Here is a 19,042-nt window from a genome sequence, read left to right as displayed (position 1 = left end):
GCGTCACCTATACCGGCATCCATCCCGGCCACCAGGCCGGGACGTTACTCACTGCGCAGCGGCCGCTGTCGCTTGTTCCTCCCGCGGGAGTCCCCAGCCAGGCCATCTGGATCCAGACCATGCCCATCAGCAGGAGCATCAGCAGCACGAACGGCGCGAGGCGCCAGGCCCACGAGTCCGACCTCGTAGGGACACGGATCACCAGGGCGAGAGCAACCCCCACCACGATCGAGACGAATGGCTCGAGGACTGTCTCGGTATCCAGCAGGGTCTCCGAGATCTCGTACGAGCCGCAGTACTCGCGGGCCGCATCGGCGAGTTTCCATGACACGTAGCCGCCGACGGCGCCGACGCCGACTAGGCGAGCACGAAGCGGGATCACGAGCGGGGCACCTGAAGTTGCTGCCAGGAGATCTGCCCTGGCCAGCCGTCGGCAGCGTCCCCTGTGAAGCCCAGCCTGCGTTGCCAGTTGGCGTACGACTTACGGTCTGCTTCGGTCCACTGGGGGCCAGGCCCCTTTGTGTACTCGCCGCATCCCTCGGCAACCAGCCTCTTGCCCATGGCTGTGATGACGGGGCTGTTAGGCGCGGTGTGGAACCACGCTGCGCCCGGGAACGGCTCGAAGTCCCCCGGCTCTTGCCCGACGTAGGGAACGCGCAGTTGTTCCCACGAGGTGTTGCCGGGCCAGCCGTCGGCCGCATCTCCGGTGAAGCCGAGCTTGCGCTGCCATTCCCGGTAGGAGGCGCGGTCGGCTTCGGTCCACTGAGGTCCGGGCCCGGTGCTGTAGTGGCTGCAGCCTTCAGCGACGAGCCGCTGGCCCATGGCTGTGATGATGGGGCTGTTCGGCCTGGTGTGGAACCACGCTGTGCCCGGGAACGGCTGAAACTCCGTGGCATCGTCGGGCGGAGCTGTCTCCTTCAGTGGTACCCCGCGCGGTGGGATCCACAGCTTCATTCCCTTGACGACCTTTCCGTCTCCTTGGAGGTCGTCGTTGGTCATGATGATGTATGCCTTGGGCACGTTGTACTTCAGGCTGATCTCGCCGAGGGTCTCGCCGGCCTTGACGACGTGGTGTCCGCCGTCCCACAAGACGCCTGGGTTCAGTGTGCCGTTGAGGACGTGCCCGTAGAGCAGGTCTCCCGGGCATTCGGTCGCGTAGTCGTCACGGTGGCCGGCTATCTCCCAGCCTGCTCCGTGCCGACGGAGGTAAGCGATGGCGTCTTGCAGGCCGGTGATCATGGCTTGGGAGACGTCGGTGTATCCCTGTGGCCGGTGAGTGCACACACGGCGAAGTGGTTGCGGTTCAGCTTCGGGTTGCCGTTGGCGGCGTTCTGCGCGTTCCTGCCGCGGCCTTCGAAGACGACTCCGTGTCGGCAGACCAGCAGGTTGTAGCCGATGTCGGCGTACTTCTCACCGGTGTCCATGTGCTTGTCCTGGATCGAGCGCACCCGCAGCGCACACTGGAAATGTCGGAGGTCGAGCTCGAACGACCCGGTGTAGTGGATCTTGACGCCCTCGTTGGTTTTGACCGGGTCATGCCCGTTCCTGGGTGGTCGGGCGTTCCAGCCAGCACGCCGGACGAAGTACATGAATCTCCCCGTTTGATGTGGTCAATTACCATGCACTGCCGCTGTGTTGGTCGGTGTGCGGCTATGCCAGCCTACCGACGCGTCCAGGCAAGGGCTCGGAAAGAGGCTCGAAGTGCTCGTCTCTGGAGTGGGGAGGACGGGCGCCGTGATGACCTCCAGCGTGGGATCGGGGGCTGAGTCAGGCCGAGGTGCCCGCTCGGCTCGGGCACCGTCGGCCGATCGGGCCAGAATGGGGCAGATCGCACAGGCGCAGGCGTGGGGCCGAGGGGGAGGACTCCGCTGACGGGCTCCGCGCCAACGCGTGATCGACGCCTGGTCGCGGCTGTCGTACAAGCCGGTGATTTGCGCGTCATGCCGCGGTTGCTGTCAGTACAGCCCTGCTGCTTTGCTTCGGGGCTGTCGGCACAGCGAGTGCGGATGGGGAGGCGCCGACGTCGTCCGCCGACAGTTCTGTTCAGGACCAGGACATGAACTCTGTCTCGGCAGAAGAAGCGGACATCAACGATCGCACCGACTGGGAGGGCGAAGAGACGGCGGTCTACGAGCCGGAGCGGTGCGACAATCCCTCAACGTGGGTTTCCATCACGTCCAAGAAGAACTACCACGTTCCGTCGTGGTGGAACGGCACCAAGTACAAGGACGGTCCAGGCGGCACCATGAGTGTCAGCGTGACCAAGTCCGGGACGATTACAGCCGAGATGACGGTTGGTGCCGAGTCCGAACTGAAGGCCGTGGTCGCGAAGGCCAAGGTCTCAGTCAGCGCCAAGGTCGGTGGAAGTGTTTCCGTCACGACCGGCCACACGTATACACACGAGATCAGCAAGAATAAGTACGGCCACCTACAGTACGGTTCATGGGGCTACAAGGTGTCGTGGACGAAGTACCGGTCCACCGGGAACGGCTGCGGCGGGATCAAGATCGCAAGCGGCAAGGCGACCCTCCCCTCGTCCGAGACCGGCTGGAAGTACTGGGAAACCGCCTCGTGACCTCCATGAGCACTCGGGTCAGGAACCGGTCCTGGCTCTTCGGGTGTGCTTTGGCACCGGCCCTCTTCCTCGTGTCATGCACGTCCGATGGCAAAACCGAGCCCAACCACACTCCTCCACCGTCCTCCTCTGACCACAGCGCGACGCCTTCAACTGAGGCAACGGAAAAGAAGCTTGCCGCTGCGGTTCAGTCAGCCCTCGAGGCCACAGCTGGCCAACAGGACGGCTCGATGGTCGAGTCAGGCGTGGAACGAGTCACCGACGGCGTGCACACTGAACCTCTGCTTGATAAGGGGACGACGTACCGGCTGTCCGTGGTATGTGCCGGTACTGGGAGCTCGGAGATCTCGTTTACGCCAGCCAGTGCGTCAGCGAAGAAGACGGTTTCCTGTGACCGGTCGGTGGTCAATCAACGGTTCACCGCACCTGAATCGCTACGTATCGATGTCAGGGGTCAAGGTCACTCAACGGGAATGATCGCATGGCGGATCGACAAGGTCTGACCCTTAGCGAGGTACCTTCCTGAGAAACGACCCCCGGGCGTCTACCTCGCTCCCGGGGGTCGTTCTCATCCGGGGGCTCCAGTCGTTCGATCGTGGAGCACGGCCGATCCTTCACGGCAGTCCTCGACGTCTCCGCACGGGAAGAACGGTGGCGGGTACGCCTGCCCTACGGATCGGAGGAGATGCACATCTTCAACGGTCGGCCCGCCGCGAATCTGGTGCGGTCGATAGCTTTCCTGATCAGCATCCATCTCTTCGAGTGGTGGGAGACCAAGGACAGGGAACGGCAGTTGGCCAAGCTCGGAGAACGCCTCGAATAACAGCAAAGCGTGCTGGAGGCCCACCTCTGGATTCCTTTGGGGTGGGCCTCCAACACATGGTCACAAGGCGAAGCACCGCACACCTCCACAGGTGCGCTGACTGCCACCGTCAGAAGGCGTGTTCAAGAGGATCCCCGCGCTCGCCCGAGTTCTTCTGCCGAGATTGACGTCACCCAGCGGTCAGAGGCTGGTGAGCAGGCCGTCGAGTGGGGCGGGTATGCGGTCGGGGTCGAGGGCCTCGACGAGGACGCGGCCGTAGCGGATCTTGCGCCCCTTCTTCGTGCCGAGGAAGCGCCGGAGCTGCTGCTGTGAGGTGCGGCCCCGCTGTGCGGGCTGGCGCAGGAAGGTCTGCAGGGCGCGCAGGTCGCCCTCCGCCCGGACGAGCTCCTCCACCCGTATCACGCCCAGCGCGCGGATGAGCTCGTCTTCCAGATCCGCCGCGCAGACGAACAACCCTTGCTGTGCTGCACTGGCCCGCTCCCAGCCGCGGGCGTAGTAGCGACGCTCCGCCTCGTCGCACAGTCCCGTGAGGCGGAGGCCCAGGCCGGGTGGCCCGAGGAGGCGGGCGAAGCGCCCGACGCTCATCGCACCGCCCATCGGCAGGACGCAGACTCCTTCGGCCGCCAGGTTCCGGCCACGGCTCGCGGCCAGCGCGCAGACCGCTGCGACGTCGCTCGGCCCTTCGAGCAGGACTGCTGCCCGGACGGGCAGCCGTGCGGCCAGCTCGCGCGCGGGGTCGCCGGGGCCACCGGCCGCCCACGCGGTGACCGCCTCCCGGAATGCCCCCATGTCAGCCATGAGACGAGTCTCCGCCCTTTCCGGCCACCACGGTAGGGAATTTCCGCTAGCGCGTTGATCGGCGGGGTGAGCAGTCGGGCCCGACGGTCCGCACGAAGGAGGAAGCTGCCATTAGGTGCAGCCCGAGGTGGCCACGAAGATGATCGCCGCCAGCCATTGAGGTGATCTCACCTCTTCAGGTGAGTCGGCCGTGTTCGAAATGGGTGAGAACGAGTGCGGCTTTGACGATGTCGCCGATCTTGCGGGGGCTGGCGGTGATGTGGTGGAGGGTGCGCCAGCGGCCGGTGAGTAGCGCGAAGCCGCGTTCACCCAGGCAGCGCAGTCCGCGTAGGAGCGCGTTGTAGGTGCGGTTGTCCACGTCGAGTACTTGGTCACCGGCAGGTTGTTTGAGTGGGGTGTGCACGCCGATGCCCGCGCCTTCGTAGCCGCCGTCGGACAGAGTCGGTAGTTCGAGTTGGGACGCGGCCCAGTACAGGGCGCCGAGCACGTGCTCGCGGGCCACGGTGAGGTCGTGCACCGAGCCGGGTTCGACATCGGCTACCCACAGCGGAAAGCCGTCCGGTTCCATGACTGCCTGGATGTTGCCGCCGTGCTCGTGGGCTTTCCCGGAGTACCACAGGTCAACCTGTTTCCCTTTCACGCTCGTGGTTTTCTCGTCACAGCGATCAGTGGAGAAGATCTTCCCGTCCAGGACCACATACGCCAGCCCGTCGGCCTTGGCCTTCTGCAGAGCTTCGTGCAGATCGGGCGCCTGGTTGGCGAGCACCTCGATGACCTCGTCGAGGTACCGGTACCCAGTCGCGCGGGAGATCCCGTGATCCCGCGCCAACGCGGTGACCTCAACATTCTGGCGGAACCACCGCAAGCCCAGTACCGCTTGGCGGAAGCAGGTCAATGCCCTGCTGTTCTTGCGGGTACCGCGCCGACGACGTTCGATGTGGAGCAGTCGGCTGAGGTACTGGGCGAGTTCGCGTGGCACGTCAAGCATGGCACGATAGGTGATCACGTGGAGTCCCTAACGGTGAAGATGATCTTTGGCGAGGCTTCTTCTACCAGGGACTCCACGCCCACCTTCAGGCCCACCCCACGGCCATCCTGGCTATGACGGTCTCATTTGGCCCCGGCTTGACGGCTTGATTTGGCCCCACTGTCGACCGATTTCTGGTTTCCGTGACGGTCTGATTTCGCCCCACCCTGGGCTTGCTGGGCCTCGTGGCGGGAGCGGGTCTGGGCGAGGCGGTAGGAGTGTGTGCCGATCTCGATGATGTTGCCGCCGTAGGTGAGCCGGTCGACGATGGCCCGCGCACAAGCGCGGGTCGGTGAAGGTCTTCTTCACCGGAGAAGGATTCGTTGGAGGCGATCGCGACGCTGTTGCGTTCTTCGCGCTCGGTCAGGACCTGGAAGAGGCCAAATCAAGCCGGGGAGGCTGGCTTGTCGGTGCTCGGACCTAGTATGCGGAGCATGACGCGGTATGTCGACGAGGATCTGCACGGTGCGGAGTTCCGCGAGTGCGATCTGACCGGGGCACGCCTGATCGGCGTCGTCATGCAGGATGCCGTGATCGACGGGCTCATCACCAACCTCGTGGTGAACGGTGTTGAGGTCACCGAGTACGTCGAGGCAGAGCTCGACCGGCGTCATCCGGTGCGGGTGCTGATCCGCTCCGAGGACCCTGCCGATCTGCGCGAGGCATCGCGTCAGCTCCATGCCGGCTGGGCCGCCACGATCGAGCGAATCCGCCGTACGCCCGGCATCGAGCGCCGCAGCGTGAACGACGAGTGGTCGGCGGTGCAGACGATGCGCCACCTGGTCTTCGTCCACGACTCGTGGTTCCGCCGCTGCTGCCTGGGCTCGACGGAGCTGTTCACGCCGATGGGCATCGGGACGACCGTCGAGCCCTACCGTGGAGCGCACGGGCTTGACCTCTCGCTCGATCCGGCCCTCGACGAGATCGTGAGCGTGCGTGACGCACAGGCCGCCGAGCTCGAGGCCTGGCTCGACGAGGTCATCGCTGTGCAGCTCGCAGCGCGAGCGCCGGTGCCCGACGACGATGTCTGGCCGCCGTACGCCCGGGGCCGCTTGGTGCGGCAGTGCCTCGGCACGGTGCTCAACGAGACCTTCGAGCACCACGGCTTCTGCGTCCGCGACCTCGACCTGATCGAGGCACAGGACGCTGAGTAGGGCCGGCTACGGACTCAGCATCTTGCGGATGCGGGCATCGCTGACCGTCTGCGCGGTGCCGAGCTGCTGGGCCCAGAGCTGGACGCGGTACTTCTCGAGCATCCGGCGGGCCTGACCTAGGTGCTGGCCGGGCGGGTGGCCGTCGGGAGCGCGGCGAGCTGGTGGAGGTGCGCCGCCTGGAGGTCGGCGATGCGGTCCATCAGTGCGCGATCGGCGGCGATGGTCGTGTCCAGCTCGCGGCGCCGCTCGACGACGCCCTGAGGTATGGGGCCAAATCAAACCGACACAACATTCGGCACCCCGACCGATGGGGCCGAATCAAACCGTCAGGTGGGGCCAAAATCAAGCCGCTAAAGCCAGCCATCCCCACAGACACAGGCAGAACCGCTTACATCAAGCCGATCTTGCTGAGATCACCTCATTGTCTCCGCTGCATCTGCGCACTGGGCGAATCGGTGCGGTTCAACGATAATGCGGCCTTCTCCGGACTTGGGGAAAGGCGAGGCGGCGAATGCGCGTGATGACGTGGAATGTGTGGTGGCGCTTCGGCCCATGGGAGCAACGGCAGAAGGCGATTCTGAGCGTGTTGCGCGACCTGCAACCCGATGTCATCGGGATGGCAGAAGCGACTTGGGGACTCGGCAGTCGACATCGGCAACGCCGTGCTGAGCCGATGGCCTGTCGTGGACCGCGCTGTGGTGTGGCTGCCTTACGCCGAGGGCGACGACGACGGACGTCTGGCTCTGTATGCCAGGCTGGCCGCGCCTACACACGAAGTGCCCTTCTTCACCACCCATTTGACCTCGGCCATTCATGCTTCGGCTGTGCGCTGCGAACAGGTCAAGGTGCTCGCCGAGTTCATTGCGGCACACCGCAGCGGGACTCTCTATCCCCCGGTAGTCACCGGGGATCTCAACGCGTGGCCGGAGTCCGACGAGATCCGCCTGCTCGGTGGCTACAAGACGGCGCCCGCCGTTCCCGGCCAAGTCCTCCTCGACGTTTGGGAGTACGCCGCCCCCGCGGCGCCGTCGGCCACTTGGGACGCGGCAAACCCGTACGTCGCGGCGGCATTTGACCCGAGCGTTCGGGTCGACTACATCCACGTGGGGCCGCCCGGCCCTGGTGGCCTCGGTCGAGTCTGCTGCGTTCAACGCGCAGTCGACGGCCCAGTCGACGGCGTATGGCCGTCTGATCATGCTGCCGTCGTTGCCGACCTGGCAGCTGCCCCTCCCGAAAACGGTTAGGCGGAGCAACCACCCTCTGCCACTGGGCCATGGTCTTGTCGGCAGAGCGTTGTCAGTGGTGGCTGGGAGGATCGCCGCCATGGCCGATCTTTCTGCCGCCATCGCGGACTATTGGGACGCTGCTGCTGCGTCGTTCGACGAGGAGCCCGATCACGGCCTGCGGGCCGACCGTACGCGGGCAGCGTGGGAAAGCCTGATCCGCGAGTGTTTGCCTGATGCTCCGGTCGATGTGCTCGATGTGGGCTGCGGCACCGGTTCGTTGTCGTTGCTGCTCGCTGAGGCCGGACACCGCGTCACCGGCGTTGACCTGTCGGCTGAGATGATCGAGAAGGCCCGCGCGAAGTTTGCTGCCGCGGACCTGGAGAGTCGTTTCCTGGTGGGTGACGCATCTGTGCCACCGACCGGGGACGAGACGTTCGACGTGGTGCTGTGCCGCCATCTGGTATGGACGCTGCCTGACCCGGTGGCTGCGCTGGGTGAGTGGGTGGCGCGGCTGCCACCGGGCGGCAGGCTTGTGCTCATCGAGGGGCGGTGGCGTGAGGCCACGCAGGACAGCACACCGTACGTATCCGGAGCCGACGTGCTGCCGTGGCAGGGCGGGGTGAGCGCGACGGACTTGGCTGCTTACGTGCGCCCACTGGTGGCTGACCTGCGCGTGCTTCCCCTCAACGAAGACCCGCGGTTGTGGGGTGGTCCCGTGGTCGACGAACGCTACGCCGTGGTTGCCGAGATCGCCGGCTGAGCCCGTCCGCCGCGCCCTTGATTGCTTGGAGTCAGACTTGGGATATCGGCTGCTCGGAGGCGAAGGCGAGGAAGGCCGACCACTCCTCTGGGGTGAAGGCGAGCGAAGGGCCCGAAGGGTCCTTGGAGTCCCGTACGTGTACGGCGTCGGGGCAGGTGGCTATCTCGACGCAGGCTTCGTCCTGGCCACCGCTGTAGCTGGACTTGCGCCATTCGACGGCTACTTCGATGCAGGCTTCGCCCTGGCCGCCGCTGTAGCTGCTCTTGAACCACGCCAGTTCGGTTTTCATGCCTCTCCTGTCAGCAGATGCTGAATGAAGGCTCGCGACGCCTCGGCGTCGAGGGCCTGTGCTCGGATTGTGCCGTACCGGTGGCACATATCGCTGATGTCGTCGGGCTCTGTGAGGAAGTAGCTGCCCTGCTGGCCCTCGACGTACCCGATGGTGTGGTGGTCCGGGGTCTCCAGCAGCGTCATCGGGCCATCCACGCCTGCGTTGGTCTCTCGGGAGAGCGGCATGATCTGCAACTCGAAGTTGTGCAGGTCGGAAAGCTTGAGTAAATGCCTCAACTGGCCCTCCCACACCGCTCGTCCGCCGGTCTTCCGCAGCAATACGGACTCCTCCAGGACGAACGTCATCCGGCAGGCGGGCTTGCGGGTCAACAGCTTCTGTGTGCGCAGCCGGGCCTGGACGGCCTGCTCGATCTCCTCGTCGTCCATGCTGGGGCGTACGGACCGGAACACCGCACGGGCGTATTCCTCGGTCTGCAGCAGACCGTGCAGGAAGTGGGTGCAGTAGACGTGCAGAGCCAGCGCCTCGGCCTGGAGGTTCACGTACTCCTCCGCCCACGCCGGGTGGTGCTTCTCCGCGACGTCGCCCGTCATCACGCGTAGCACCCCGCCCGCGCCGAGCGCGTCGTCCACCGCGTCAACATAACCAGGCTTGGGTGGCCGTTCGCCGCGCTCCACCATCGCGATCATCGACTCCGAGTACGGGACCAGCTTGGCGAGATCGCCGCGGGTCATGTCGAGTCGCTCCCGCAGGAACCGGGACTGCTTGCCGAAGATCTTGAGGCTCGCCGGTGGTTCGTTGTTCCGCGCCATCGATGCCCCCCTTGGCGTACGCCGCTCGTACCGCATCGCACAGACCGCACAGTCGTCACACACCGTCGCACGGTCGTGCCGATTCTGTGACCAGGCTATACGCGACGCGGCAGCGTGGATGCCGTGACGAATGAGCTCCGCCTCCTGCCCTGGACGTCGCCGGACGGCAAGCCCTGCTATCTCTCCTCCGACGGCGCCGGGTACGTGTCCCAACTCGCCGACGCCGTGGAGGCCATGCAGCTCGAGGTCGGCCAGGAGCTCCTGCACCATGCCCGCGCGATGCTCGCCGCACGAACCATCCCGCCCGAGGAGTTCCGCTTCCTCTCCGCCCGCCTGGCCGAAGCGCTGCACGACGTCCTGCACGTGGCCCGAATCCGCGGCCCACAATCCCCCACATGCACCACACCAGCGGGCCCGGCCCCGCAGTCACCCGAGACGGGGCGGCGTCCCGTGCCCACAGGGCCGCGCACCGGAACCTCTTCCCCGTCACCGTCAGCGAGAGAGGGCGTGGATGTCGGATGAGCGTGCATCCGTGAGGTCGCCACTGGGCGGAGATGTTGTGTCGCCCGCCGGGCCGTGGCGCCGCGCCCGGGTATGCGGCAGGGCCTCGTTCCGTACGCCGGAGAGGATCTCGTGCACGCCCAGGCCCTGCGGGTGCCGGCGGATGGCCCGTACGTACCAGGCGACAAGGGCGAGAATGCCGGTCGGCACGAACAGCAGGACGAAGCCGCTCGCCGGGTCGGCCGCCAGACTGTAGAGCACCTCCCGGTACCCGATCTGGCTCAGGCTCCCCACGGCGTCGGAGGCACGGATGACGGAGGAGTCGCCCAAGACCGCGCCTGCTGCGAGCCATACGACGAGAAGTGGCGGCCCGAGCAGGACGGTGCGCAGCGCGAGCCCGAGCGGCCCGGGCCGGGAGCCGTCCGTCGTCACCAGCTTCAGCAGGAGCACATGCTTGCCCGGGGTCGCTCCGGTCGCCCACGGCAGGACCACGAACCAGAGCGCGAAGGCGACAGGCGGCACCCACGGCACGGCCGCGGACCCCACCACGTACAGCACGATGCCGGCGACGGATGCGGTCGCCAGCGCAATGCCCGTCAGGTCCAGCAGCAGCGCGAGCAGGCGTCGCCCGAAGGGCACCTTGGTCAGGTCCAGCGCGCGGTCGTCCAGGGTGTCCAGATCGGGCAGCGCGCGGGCGATCGGGCCGACGGCGGCCCAACCGATCGCCGCGCCAGCCGTGTTGACGATGAGATCGTCGACGGCGAAGAGGCGGTACGGGCACGCGTACAGGCCCCAGAGCCCGGTGTACTGGGTCAGTTCGAGGAACAGGGACCCGGCGAATCCCGCTGCCGTGGCCGCGATCAGGCCGCGCCGGAAGTGGATCCGCACGAAGACCCCGACGGGCAGCAGCAGGAGGAGGTTGAACACGGTCTGCCAGACGGCGGAGTTGCCGAGCACCAGGGCGTCGAGCGTGACGCGGCCGTGTGCCTCCTTCCAGATGTCCGCGAATGCGGTGCCGGGTGTGAACTGCGGCTCGGCGAAGGAGGGGTACTTCGCGCAGACGTCCACCGACGGGGACGGGAGCGGCACGACCGTCAGGCAGAAGGCGGAGAGCGCGTAGTACACGCCGCCGTAGAGCGAGAGGGTGCGCCAGCGCGTCATGATGCCGTGCCGCCGGTAGAGGACGATCGCCGTCGGCACGAACATCAGGAGCGCGAGTCCCGGGAAGAGCAGTGCCGCCGTACGGATGGGCAGCAGATAGGCGTCCGTCATGAGGCGGGACTATACATGCCGTGTATACACACGATGTAGAGAGGGGTCATCGCCTGGGCGATACGGCCGGTGAGCCAGGGTGGCTGCCCCCGGCCCGCCGGCCGTCCTGCTTTCTCAACCGCGCCCTTCTCCTTCGGCCCTACTTCAGGGCGTAGGCGTCGTAGACGGTCTGGTCCAGCTTTCCGCCCTGCTCATCGGTCACGTGCAGGCGCAGGGCGACCTTCCCGTCCGTGTCGGACAGCTTCGGATGCTGGATCAGCGCCCGATAGCTGCCGTCCGGGAGCTTGACCGGCTCGTGGGTCTGCTGCCAGGTCTTGCCCTTGTCATAGGAGACCTCCAGCTTGACCTCCTTGATCGGGACCGGCGGTGCATCCATCTGCGTCTCGGGTTTGAACTTCAGGGCGAACGGCTGGCCGGCGCGAGCCGCGTTGTCGCCGTCGAGCGCCAGGTCCCAGAAGTTCTTGATGAGCTGCAGCACTGTCCACTTGTCGTCCGGGGTCTTCTCCGAGCGGAAGGTCCACGCGGTGTTGCTGGTGGTGGCGAACTCCCAGCCGGGGATCTGCTCCTTGACGTCCAGCTCGATCCGGTAGGTGGCGGGGTCGGGGTTGTCCAGCTCCAGCGTTCCGTTCGGGTGATCGCCGGTGCCGACGAGTTCGTCGCCCTCGTAGACCCGCACCGTGGCGGACGGAACGTAGAAGTTCATCCCGTGCTCCGGATCCGAGTCGGTGACCTCACCGATGTTCATGAAGAGGGTGTTGCCCTGCCGGGCGGACGGCACGTGGATATCGGTCACTCCCGGTCCCAGCGGGGCCTTGAACCACTCTTCGGTCCGGTGATCGCCGGGCTTGTACTTGTGGCCGAAGATCACCGTGGAGAGGTCCGGGAACCGCGCGAAGACGGATTGGCCGTACCGGGTCTCGCCGTCCGCGATCACGTACAGCTTGTGCTGGTGCGGGTGGGGCACCGTCCGAATCGCGGGCGACGAGAAAATCTCCCACGGCCGGACCCCGAACGCGGAGTAGGCGCCGAGCTGGCCGGGGGACACCGCGTGGAGCGTGGTGTCCACCGTCGCGAGCTTGTCGGCGCCGAGCCGGTAGGTGAGGGAGTCCGGTATGCGGTTCGGCTCGGGCAGCACGATGGAGTAGTCGTACGGGCCGCCGGCGACGGCGTCGATGTCGAGGTGGACCGGGCCGGCCTTGAGGAGGTCGAGGAGCTTGTGGCCCTCCTCGTAGTCGATCTGCATCGGCGGGATCGGGGAGCGGAACACACCGGGATCGCGGAACATCCCCGGCTCGTTGCCGTAGATCAGGGTGGCCTTCGCCCCGTTGGCGGCGGCCGTCGCGATCAGAGCATTCGACGACCCGGCTTCGGGGTTGGCGACGATGAGAGCGATCTTGCCTTTGACGTCCTTGTCCTTGTAGTCCTCGGGTGCCCCGGCACCCACGTCGATGACCTCCAGGCGGTGCTTGCCGTCGAGCGGCGGGTTGGTGAACCCGCGGAACCCCATGTACGTCGGGTGCAGCTCCACACCCGAGTCCACTGTGCTGACCCGCCTCAACCGCGGTGCGATCAGGTGCTCGCGGGTGGCGTACTCGAACTTGCCTGTGGCCGCGGCCTCGGAGGGCACGGCGGACAGCTTCGTCGCCGCGACGCCCGGTGCCGAGCTGACGGCGAGGTTCACCTCACCCGCTTGCCGGTAGACCTTCTGCTGGAGGTCGTACACCTCGGTGTCGGAGTGCGGAACGGTGATGTTCACCGGCTTCGCCTGGCGCGCGTCGAGGACGAGTTCGCGGTCCCCGGGGACCTTGAAGTCCGGGAAGGCGAAGGCGGTCTGCTCGATCTCGTGCCGGTTGTGCTCGTCCTTGGTGTACACGAAGGCCGTCACCGAGAACGGGCCCTCGTCGTAGACCTTGGCGGTGCCCTCGCCGGTGGTGCCGTCGATCTCCACGCTCACGTCGTCACCGGTGGCCTGGCTGGCCAGGACGACCCATGCCGATGCCGGCCGCCCCTGACGGTCCAGGGCCTTCAGCGAGACCCGGTGCACCTGGAGCTTGGTGAAGCCGAGGGCGGTGCGCAGCACCGTGGAGCCGTCGCCCGAGGCCGCGGTCAGGGCGCCGCCGAAGATGCCGAGGTCGCCCTTGGTGACGTCGAGGGTGACCGTGGCGTCGGCGGTGCCTCCGGCGGGGACGGTGAGATTGGCCGGTTCGACCTTGAGCAGGTCGCCGGCCGCCGGGGTGCCCTTGTCGTTCGTGGCCGCGGCCTTGAGGTCGAGGGTGACGGGCTGGTCGCCGTCGTTGCGGTAGGTGACGGTCTTCGTCACCGGGTCCACGTCGTCGAAGGGGCTCTCGAAGTAGCCGAGGTTGAGGCTCCCGGTCGACGCGCTCACGGTCTGGGCGCTCGCCCGGGCCACGTCCACGCGCCCGGAGCCCTGCTGGAACGGGGTCAGATCGGGCAGCCCCTTGGCGGTGCTGGTGAGCGCGGCCTTGAGGCGGTCCGCCTTCCAGTCCGTGTGCTGCTGGCGGAGCAGCGCCGCGGTGCCGGAGACATGCGGGGTGGCCATCGAGGTGCCGCCGGCCCGTGCGTAGTTGTCGTCGACGGGGTCGTGGTCGCCGACCGGGGTGCCCTTGACCCGGGCGGCGGCGATGCCGACGCCGGGTGCGGTGATCTCGGGCTTGATCGCGTTGTCGCCAATACGCGGGCCCCGGCTGGAGAAGTCCGCGAGTTCGTCCCGCTTGCTGACCGCGCCCACGGTCAGGGCGGCGTCGGCGGCGGCGGGCGAGCCGATGGTGCGGGCCTGGGGACCCGCGTTGCCTGCGGCCACCACGAACAGCGCGCCGGTGGACTTGGTGAGGTTGTTGACCGCCTGGGAGGACGGGTCGGTGCCGTCACTGGCCTGGTCGCCGCCCAGGCTCATGCTGACGACCTGGGCCTTGCTCGCGGCCCACTCCATACCCGCGATGACCTGCGACTCCGATCCCGATCCGTCATCGCCGAGCACCTTGGCGTTGATCAGGCCGGCGTCCGGTGCCACGCCCTTGTACTTGCCGCTGGATGCGGCCCCACTTCCGGCGATGGTGGAGGCGACATGCGTGCCGTGCCCGGTTCGGTCATCGGTGCCGGTGTCGCTTCCGCTGAAGTCCTGGGCATCCGTGATCTTGCCTTCCAGGTCCGGGTGCTTGGCGATCCCGGTGTCGAGCACGGCGACGGTGACGCCCTTGCCGGTGTACCCGGCCTTCCACGCATCCGGTGCGCCGATCTGCGGAACACTCACATCCAGGCTGGACTTCACCTTGCGGTCCAGCCACACCTTGGCGATCCCGTTCGACAGCTTCGCCGACCGCATTGCTGCCGCCGTGGGGAGGACACCCGGCTTGAGCCCGGTGAGCTCCTGCCAGAAGTCGGACGCCTGCTTCTTGTTCTCCCGTACTGCGGTGGCGTTGATGCTCCGCAGTTCGCGGACCTTGGCACTGCCGTCGAGCGCAGGCCGGTCCGCCTGGCCGCTGGCGGTCCGCTTCCCGTAGGAAAGGATCAATGGCAACGTTGTCAGCTTGCGGTCGTCGTACCCGTCCTTGATCAGCCGGGTGATGTTGAACAGCTCCCGGTCGAGTACGCCCGCCGCCACATAGGGCGCGGCCTGCTTGGGGAAGAGGTAGGACTCCTTGCCGACCGTTTTCGCGATGTGGCCCGTACCGCTGCTGGACTGTATGGAGGCCGCGATCCGCCCGTCGGGCTGGACGGCCGCGGAGATGACGTCACCGGTCACCAGGGTCAGGGTGTGGGTTCTCGCCTTGCCGGGGGCGTCGAATCTGGGGTGCTCTAACGATGTTGTGGGGGATGGCGTCGGACTCGGGTCAGCGATGGCCGGAGGCATCCCTCCGACCATGAACGCCATGCCGATACCGGCTGCCCAGACCCTCGAGCGCGTGCGCATCGGTGCTCCCTTCAGATCGTGCTGTAGGGGCGTCTTTGCACGGCGATTGTGAAGGTATAGACCAATCCCCGCCAGCACGCCGACCGAGGTTTCTGTCAAGCCGCAGGTCAGAAGACTTAAAAATTAATCCGGCGAGCTGACGACCCGTCCGAAATGCACAGTTCATGCCACTAGGGGCCCATCCCGCCACGGGCCGGTCGTCGGACCTTTCGCCGTTGGTCTGTACCTTGACAGCCGAAGAGGTCTAGTCCAGCCTTCGTTGGCGATGGAGTAGCAAGCGCCATTCGGAAGTCGTGCACCGATCACGCCCGGGCCTTCGCTCCAGCGCACAATCGATCGCCTTCCGGTCCGGGTGCCGTGTCACACAGCGCTCTCCAAAGGAGTCGATCATGCGCTGGACCAGGACATTCGCAGCTTTATCTGCAGTAGTTACCGTGCTTGTGCCCACCACGCCTGCACAGGGCGCGGTGTCGGACACGGCCGACCGGGCGCCGGCCGCCGGCCGTGCGTCGAACCCGGTGACCCACTCTGCGACGCTCCTCACCGGAGATCGGGTCATTGTCACCCAACTCCCCGACCGGCGGTACGAGCTCAGGGTGCTCCCGGGGCCGGGCCGCAAGGACATCGGATTCATCAAACACATATCCAGAGACCAGGACGGCGTTGACCGTATCGTGGTGATTCCCGACGACGCACGGTCACTGGTGTCGTCCGGTGCGCTCGACGGCAACCTGTTCGACGTCGCGGAACTGGTGCGTCAGCACCGGGACGACAAGTCCCGCAGCACGTTGCCGTTGCTCGTCTCCTCCCGGTCCGACAAAACCCCGGCCAAGGTCGGGATCGCCAAGGTGACCCGCCGACTGCCCAGCCTTGGCGGCTCGTCGGTCGTCGCCGACAAGAACCAACTCGGCAAGCTGTGGGCCTCGCTGATCACCCACGACGCCGGGAAGCACAGCAGGCTCAAGGACGGAGTCACCAGGATCTGGCTCGACGGCGAGGCGCGCCTCACCGACGAGGAAAGCAACACCCAGATCGGCGCACCGGCCGCGTGGGAGGCGGGGTACACCGGGAAGGGCGTGACCGTCGCTGTCCTCGACGGCGGCTACGACGCCACCCATCCCGACTTCGGCTCTGCCGTTGCCGAGGGCAAGGACTTCACCAATAGCCCGGACGGAGTCAAGGACACCTTCGGGCACGGCACCCATGTCGCCTCCACCATCGCGGGATCAGGAGCCGCATCCAGCGGCAAGCACAAGGGAGTTGCCCCCGACGCCCGGCTGCTGGTCGGCAAGGTGTGCGGCGCGGAGTCGTGCGACTTCTCGGCCATCCTCGCCGGGATGGAGTGGGCCGCGCAGCGGGCGAAGATAGTCAACATGAGCCTCGGCGGCCGTGCCACCGACGGAACCGACCCGCTCTCCGCCGCAGTGAACCGGCTCTCCGCCCAGTACGGCACCCTCTTCGTCGTCGCCGCGGGCAACAGCGGAAGCGCGTCGGGCACGGTGGCCACCCCGGCCGCAGCCGACGCCGCCCTCGCCGTCGGCAGCGTGTCCAAGACCGATGAGGTGAGCGGGTTCTCCTCGCGCGGGCCACGGGTCCGCGACTTCGCGGTCAAGCCTGACATCGCCGCGCCTGGTGAGTCGATCGTCGCGGCGCGCGCCGCGGGCACGTCCATGGGCACGCCCGTCGACGACCACCACACCACCGCCAGCGGCACCTCTATGGCCAGCCCGCATGTGGCGGCGAGCGCCGCGATCCTGGCCCAGCAGCACCCCGACTGGTCGGGCAAGGAGCTCAAGGCGGCGCTGACCAGCACCGCCAAGCCCGTTGCCGACGCAGGCGTCTTCGACCAGGGGAGCGGCCGGGTCGACCTCGCCCGGGCCGTCAAGCAGACCGTCCGCGCCACCACCACCGCCGTCGACTTCGGGCTGTTGAAGTACCCGCAGACCGATCTGCCGCCCGTCACCAAGTCCGTGGCGTACACCAACGACGGCGACGCTCCAGTCACCCTGTCCCTCCAGGTCACTGGGGCGGGACCGGGCGGAGCCGGGCTGCCTGACGGTGCGTTCGCCGTTGTAGACAACGATGTCACCGTGCCTGCGCACGGCTCGGCCACCGTCGACCTTACGGTCACGCCCAAGGCGCTGCTCGCAGGCGCCCTCGGCAGCTTCGGCGGGCACGTCACCGCGACCGGGCCCGACGGCGCCACCGTCACCACGCCGTTCGCCGCGACCACCGAGCCCGAGTCGTTCGAGCTGACGGTGAAGGCCGTCGACCGCGCGGGCAATCCGGCCAGCCCGGACCTCGACCACTACGTCGATCTGATCAACCTCGACAGCGGCGACTCCCCCGAGTTGCCGCCGCTGACGGACGGCGTGCTGACCGTACGCGTCCCCAAGGCGACGTACGGTCTGAACGCGCTCGTCGACACGCCGAAGCCAGGCGAGCCGGCGCAGACGGCCAGCAGGACGTGGGCGAGCGTCCCGCAGATCGTCCTCGACAAGCCCACGACGATCACCCTGGACGCCCGGGAGGGCACGAAGATCGAGGTGAAGGCCGACCAGCCGGACGCCGTACGCCACGTCGCGGACATCGACCAGATCTACGTGGTCGGTGACGCCGGCGACGGCACCGTGCAGACCAACTACCGCAGCTACCGCGGCGAGGAGCTCTACGCCATCCCGGCGAAGGCCGACCCCGCCAGGTTCGACTTCGGCATCTACCAGACCCTCCTGCCGCCCCCGGGAAGCAGCGAGAGGTACGCGTACTACGTCGCCCAGCCGTCGTCGGGCGGGATCCCGGACTCGCTCAGCTACCGGGTGCGCGACCGTGAGCTGGGGGAGGAGCGCGCGCTGTACCGCGCGCAGGGCATCGACGCCCTCGGCACCCGCTCCTCTACCCCGGCCTACCTGCCGAACCAGCGCGTCGTGAACGCGGCCTTCGACGACATCCCGCTGCCGTCGAGGCGCACGGAGTTCTACTCGGCGAGGGAGGGCATCGAGTGGAGCCACTACCTGTGGCAGCGCCCGACCGACGTACCGGAGATCAGCGACTTCGACGGGCACGTCGAGGCCGGGTACTACGGCTACAAGCCGGGTGAGCGGCGTACGCACACCTGGAACACCGCGGTGCTCGGCTCCGACATCTCCATGCACCCGTGGAACCGGGTGGTCAGGCAAGGCAACAACCTGCTCGCCCAGGTCTGGCCCTACTCGCCGGGCGATCCCGGCCACTCCGCCCCCTCCGGACTCAGCGCGCCGTACATCACCGCGCAGACCACGCTCGCCAAGGAGGACGGCACGGTGATCGGGACCGCGCCACGGCCGTGGGGCTTTTGGGCCATGCCCGCGGAGAAGGGCCGCTACACACTGGAGGTGAAGTCGAACCGCAGCCCCAAGTGGGCGTCCCTGGCGCCTGAGACCACCACCACGTGGTCGTTCCTCTCCGAGAACGTGGCCGAGGCGACGTACCAGCCGCTGCTCACGCTCAGCATGACCGGACCGTTTGACACCTACAACCGGATACCCAACCAGCCCTGGTTCCCCCTGAGGATCACCGCCGGCGCGCAGCCGGAGTCCACGGGGACCGGCCAGGTGGAGAAGGTCACGGCCGAGCAGTCCGCAGACGACGGTAAGACCTGGCAGCCCGCCGAGGTGACGCACATCGACGGCGACACCTGGGGCGCGCTGCTCGCCAGGCCATCGGACGGAGCGCAGTTCGTCTCCCTGCGCGTCAAGGCGGAGGCGGCGAATGGCGACTCGGTAGAGCAGACCACGATCCGCGCCTACGGCCTGAAGGGCTAGGCGTGCGGCTCGCCGGCCGGGGCCCTTTTTGCGGGCCCCGGCGGCGTGCTGGTGCGCGCGAACGATGCGACCCA

At 67.3% G+C, this 19,042-nt stretch carries 16 protein-coding genes and 2 pseudogenes; 7 read left to right on the top strand and 11 right to left on the bottom strand.

What is annotated here, in order from left to right:
• Positions 1-7 precede the first annotated feature (7 nt).
• The 3 genes from ACTWQI_RS24960 to ACTWQI_RS24950 are packed head-to-tail and all read right to left on the bottom strand — an operon-like array spanning position 8 to position 1,589.
• On the bottom strand, positions 8-382 hold the full coding sequence (locus ACTWQI_RS24960; RefSeq protein ID WP_443273923.1) for a hypothetical protein: 375 nt from the start codon (positions 380-382) through the stop codon (positions 8-10).
• On the bottom strand, positions 379-1,239 hold the full coding sequence (locus tag ACTWQI_RS24955; RefSeq protein WP_443273922.1) for a peptidoglycan-binding protein: 861 nt from the start codon (positions 1,237-1,239) through the stop codon (positions 379-381). The genes ACTWQI_RS24960 and ACTWQI_RS24955 overlap by 4 nt, the downstream gene beginning before the upstream one ends.
• Positions 1,236-1,589 (bottom strand): hypothetical protein, encoded by a 354-nt coding sequence (locus ACTWQI_RS24950; RefSeq protein WP_443273921.1) that lies wholly within the window; start codon positions 1,587-1,589, stop codon positions 1,236-1,238. The genes ACTWQI_RS24955 and ACTWQI_RS24950 overlap by 4 nt, the downstream gene beginning before the upstream one ends.
• A 467-nt stretch (positions 1,590-2,056) precedes the next feature.
• Between ACTWQI_RS24950 and ACTWQI_RS24945 the strand changes: the two genes are divergently transcribed.
• The gene (locus ACTWQI_RS24945) at positions 2,057-2,575 is read left to right on the top strand and encodes a hypothetical protein (protein WP_443273919.1); all 519 of its coding nucleotides are present in this window, start codon (positions 2,057-2,059) and stop codon (positions 2,573-2,575) included.
• A 595-nt stretch (positions 2,576-3,170) separates the two neighbouring features.
• Positions 3,171-3,398: a hypothetical protein gene (locus ACTWQI_RS24940; protein WP_443273917.1), complete on the top strand. Its 228-nt coding sequence runs from the start codon at positions 3,171-3,173 to the stop codon at positions 3,396-3,398.
• Positions 3,399-3,578: 180 nt separating this feature from the next.
• Here ACTWQI_RS24940 and ACTWQI_RS24935 read toward each other — a convergent pair whose 3' ends face one another.
• From ACTWQI_RS24935 to ACTWQI_RS24925, 3 genes and pseudogenes are all read right to left on the bottom strand, one after another.
• Positions 3,579-4,196: a TOPRIM nucleotidyl transferase/hydrolase domain-containing protein gene (locus tag ACTWQI_RS24935; RefSeq protein WP_443273916.1), complete on the bottom strand. Its 618-nt coding sequence runs from the start codon at positions 4,194-4,196 to the stop codon at positions 3,579-3,581.
• A 175-nt stretch (positions 4,197-4,371) separates the two neighbouring features.
• Positions 4,372-5,202 (bottom strand): transposase family protein, encoded by an 831-nt coding sequence (locus ACTWQI_RS24930; RefSeq protein WP_443273914.1) that lies wholly within the window; start codon positions 5,200-5,202, stop codon positions 4,372-4,374.
• A gap of 191 nt (positions 5,203-5,393) precedes the next feature.
• A pseudogene (locus ACTWQI_RS24925) lies at positions 5,394-5,602 on the bottom strand (ATP-binding protein); the annotation flags it as partial.
• Between the two features lie 55 nt (positions 5,603-5,657).
• Between ACTWQI_RS24925 and ACTWQI_RS24920 the strand changes: the two are divergent.
• A complete protein-coding gene (locus ACTWQI_RS24920; protein ID WP_443273913.1) occupies positions 5,658-6,377 on the top strand; it encodes a DinB family protein in 720 nt (239 codons plus the stop codon).
• 6 nt (positions 6,378-6,383) lie between these two features.
• Here the strand turns inward: ACTWQI_RS24920 and ACTWQI_RS24915 are convergent, their stop codons facing one another.
• Positions 6,384-6,656, bottom strand: a complete 273-nt coding sequence (locus tag ACTWQI_RS24915; protein WP_443273911.1) for a DUF3418 domain-containing protein — start codon at positions 6,654-6,656, stop codon at positions 6,384-6,386.
• A gap of 232 nt (positions 6,657-6,888) precedes the next feature.
• On the opposite strand from ACTWQI_RS24915, the pseudogene ACTWQI_RS24910 reads away from it, so the two are divergent.
• A pseudogene (locus tag ACTWQI_RS24910) lies at positions 6,889-7,621 on the top strand (endonuclease/exonuclease/phosphatase family protein).
• Between the two features lie 79 nt (positions 7,622-7,700).
• Positions 7,701-8,363: a class I SAM-dependent methyltransferase gene (locus tag ACTWQI_RS24905; protein ID WP_443273910.1), complete on the top strand. Its 663-nt coding sequence runs from the start codon at positions 7,701-7,703 to the stop codon at positions 8,361-8,363.
• 31 nt (positions 8,364-8,394) lie between these two features.
• Here ACTWQI_RS24905 and ACTWQI_RS24900 read toward each other — a convergent pair whose 3' ends face one another.
• A complete protein-coding gene (locus tag ACTWQI_RS24900) occupies positions 8,395-8,652 on the bottom strand; it encodes a DUF397 domain-containing protein (protein ID WP_443273908.1) in 258 nt (85 codons plus the stop codon).
• Positions 8,649-9,464 (bottom strand): helix-turn-helix domain-containing protein, encoded by an 816-nt coding sequence (locus ACTWQI_RS24895; RefSeq protein ID WP_443273906.1) that lies wholly within the window; start codon positions 9,462-9,464, stop codon positions 8,649-8,651. Before ACTWQI_RS24895 ends, ACTWQI_RS24900 begins: the two co-directional genes overlap by 4 nt.
• Before the next feature lie 123 nt (positions 9,465-9,587).
• Here ACTWQI_RS24895 and ACTWQI_RS24890 point away from each other — a divergent pair, with 123 nt between their 5' ends.
• Positions 9,588-9,986 carry a hypothetical protein gene (locus tag ACTWQI_RS24890; protein WP_443273905.1) on the top strand — a complete coding sequence of 133 codons (399 nt, stop codon included), beginning with the start codon at positions 9,588-9,590 and terminating at the stop codon, positions 9,984-9,986.
• Here ACTWQI_RS24890 and ACTWQI_RS24885 read toward each other — a convergent pair.
• Positions 9,957-11,237 (bottom strand): VanZ family protein, encoded by a 1,281-nt coding sequence (locus tag ACTWQI_RS24885; RefSeq protein ID WP_443273904.1) that lies wholly within the window; start codon positions 11,235-11,237, stop codon positions 9,957-9,959. The two genes, ACTWQI_RS24890 and ACTWQI_RS24885, sit on opposite strands and share 30 nt — an antisense overlap.
• Positions 11,238-11,376: 139 nt before the next feature.
• Entirely contained in the window at positions 11,377-15,000 is a 3,624-nt protein-coding gene (locus tag ACTWQI_RS24880) for a S8 family serine peptidase (protein ID WP_443273903.1), read from the bottom strand.
• Positions 15,001-15,602: 602 nt separating this feature from the next.
• Here ACTWQI_RS24880 and ACTWQI_RS24875 point away from each other — a divergent pair.
• On the top strand, positions 15,603-18,968 hold the full coding sequence (locus ACTWQI_RS24875) for a S8 family peptidase (protein ID WP_443273901.1): 3,366 nt from the start codon (positions 15,603-15,605) through the stop codon (positions 18,966-18,968).
• Positions 18,969-19,042: the final 74 nt, after the last annotated feature.

The sequence above is a fragment of the Streptomyces sp. KR80 genome, from assembly GCF_052245555.1.
GTDB lineage: Bacteria > Actinomycetota > Actinomycetes > Streptomycetales > Streptomycetaceae > Streptomyces.
This window is presented reverse-complemented; position numbering and strand designations above follow the sequence as displayed.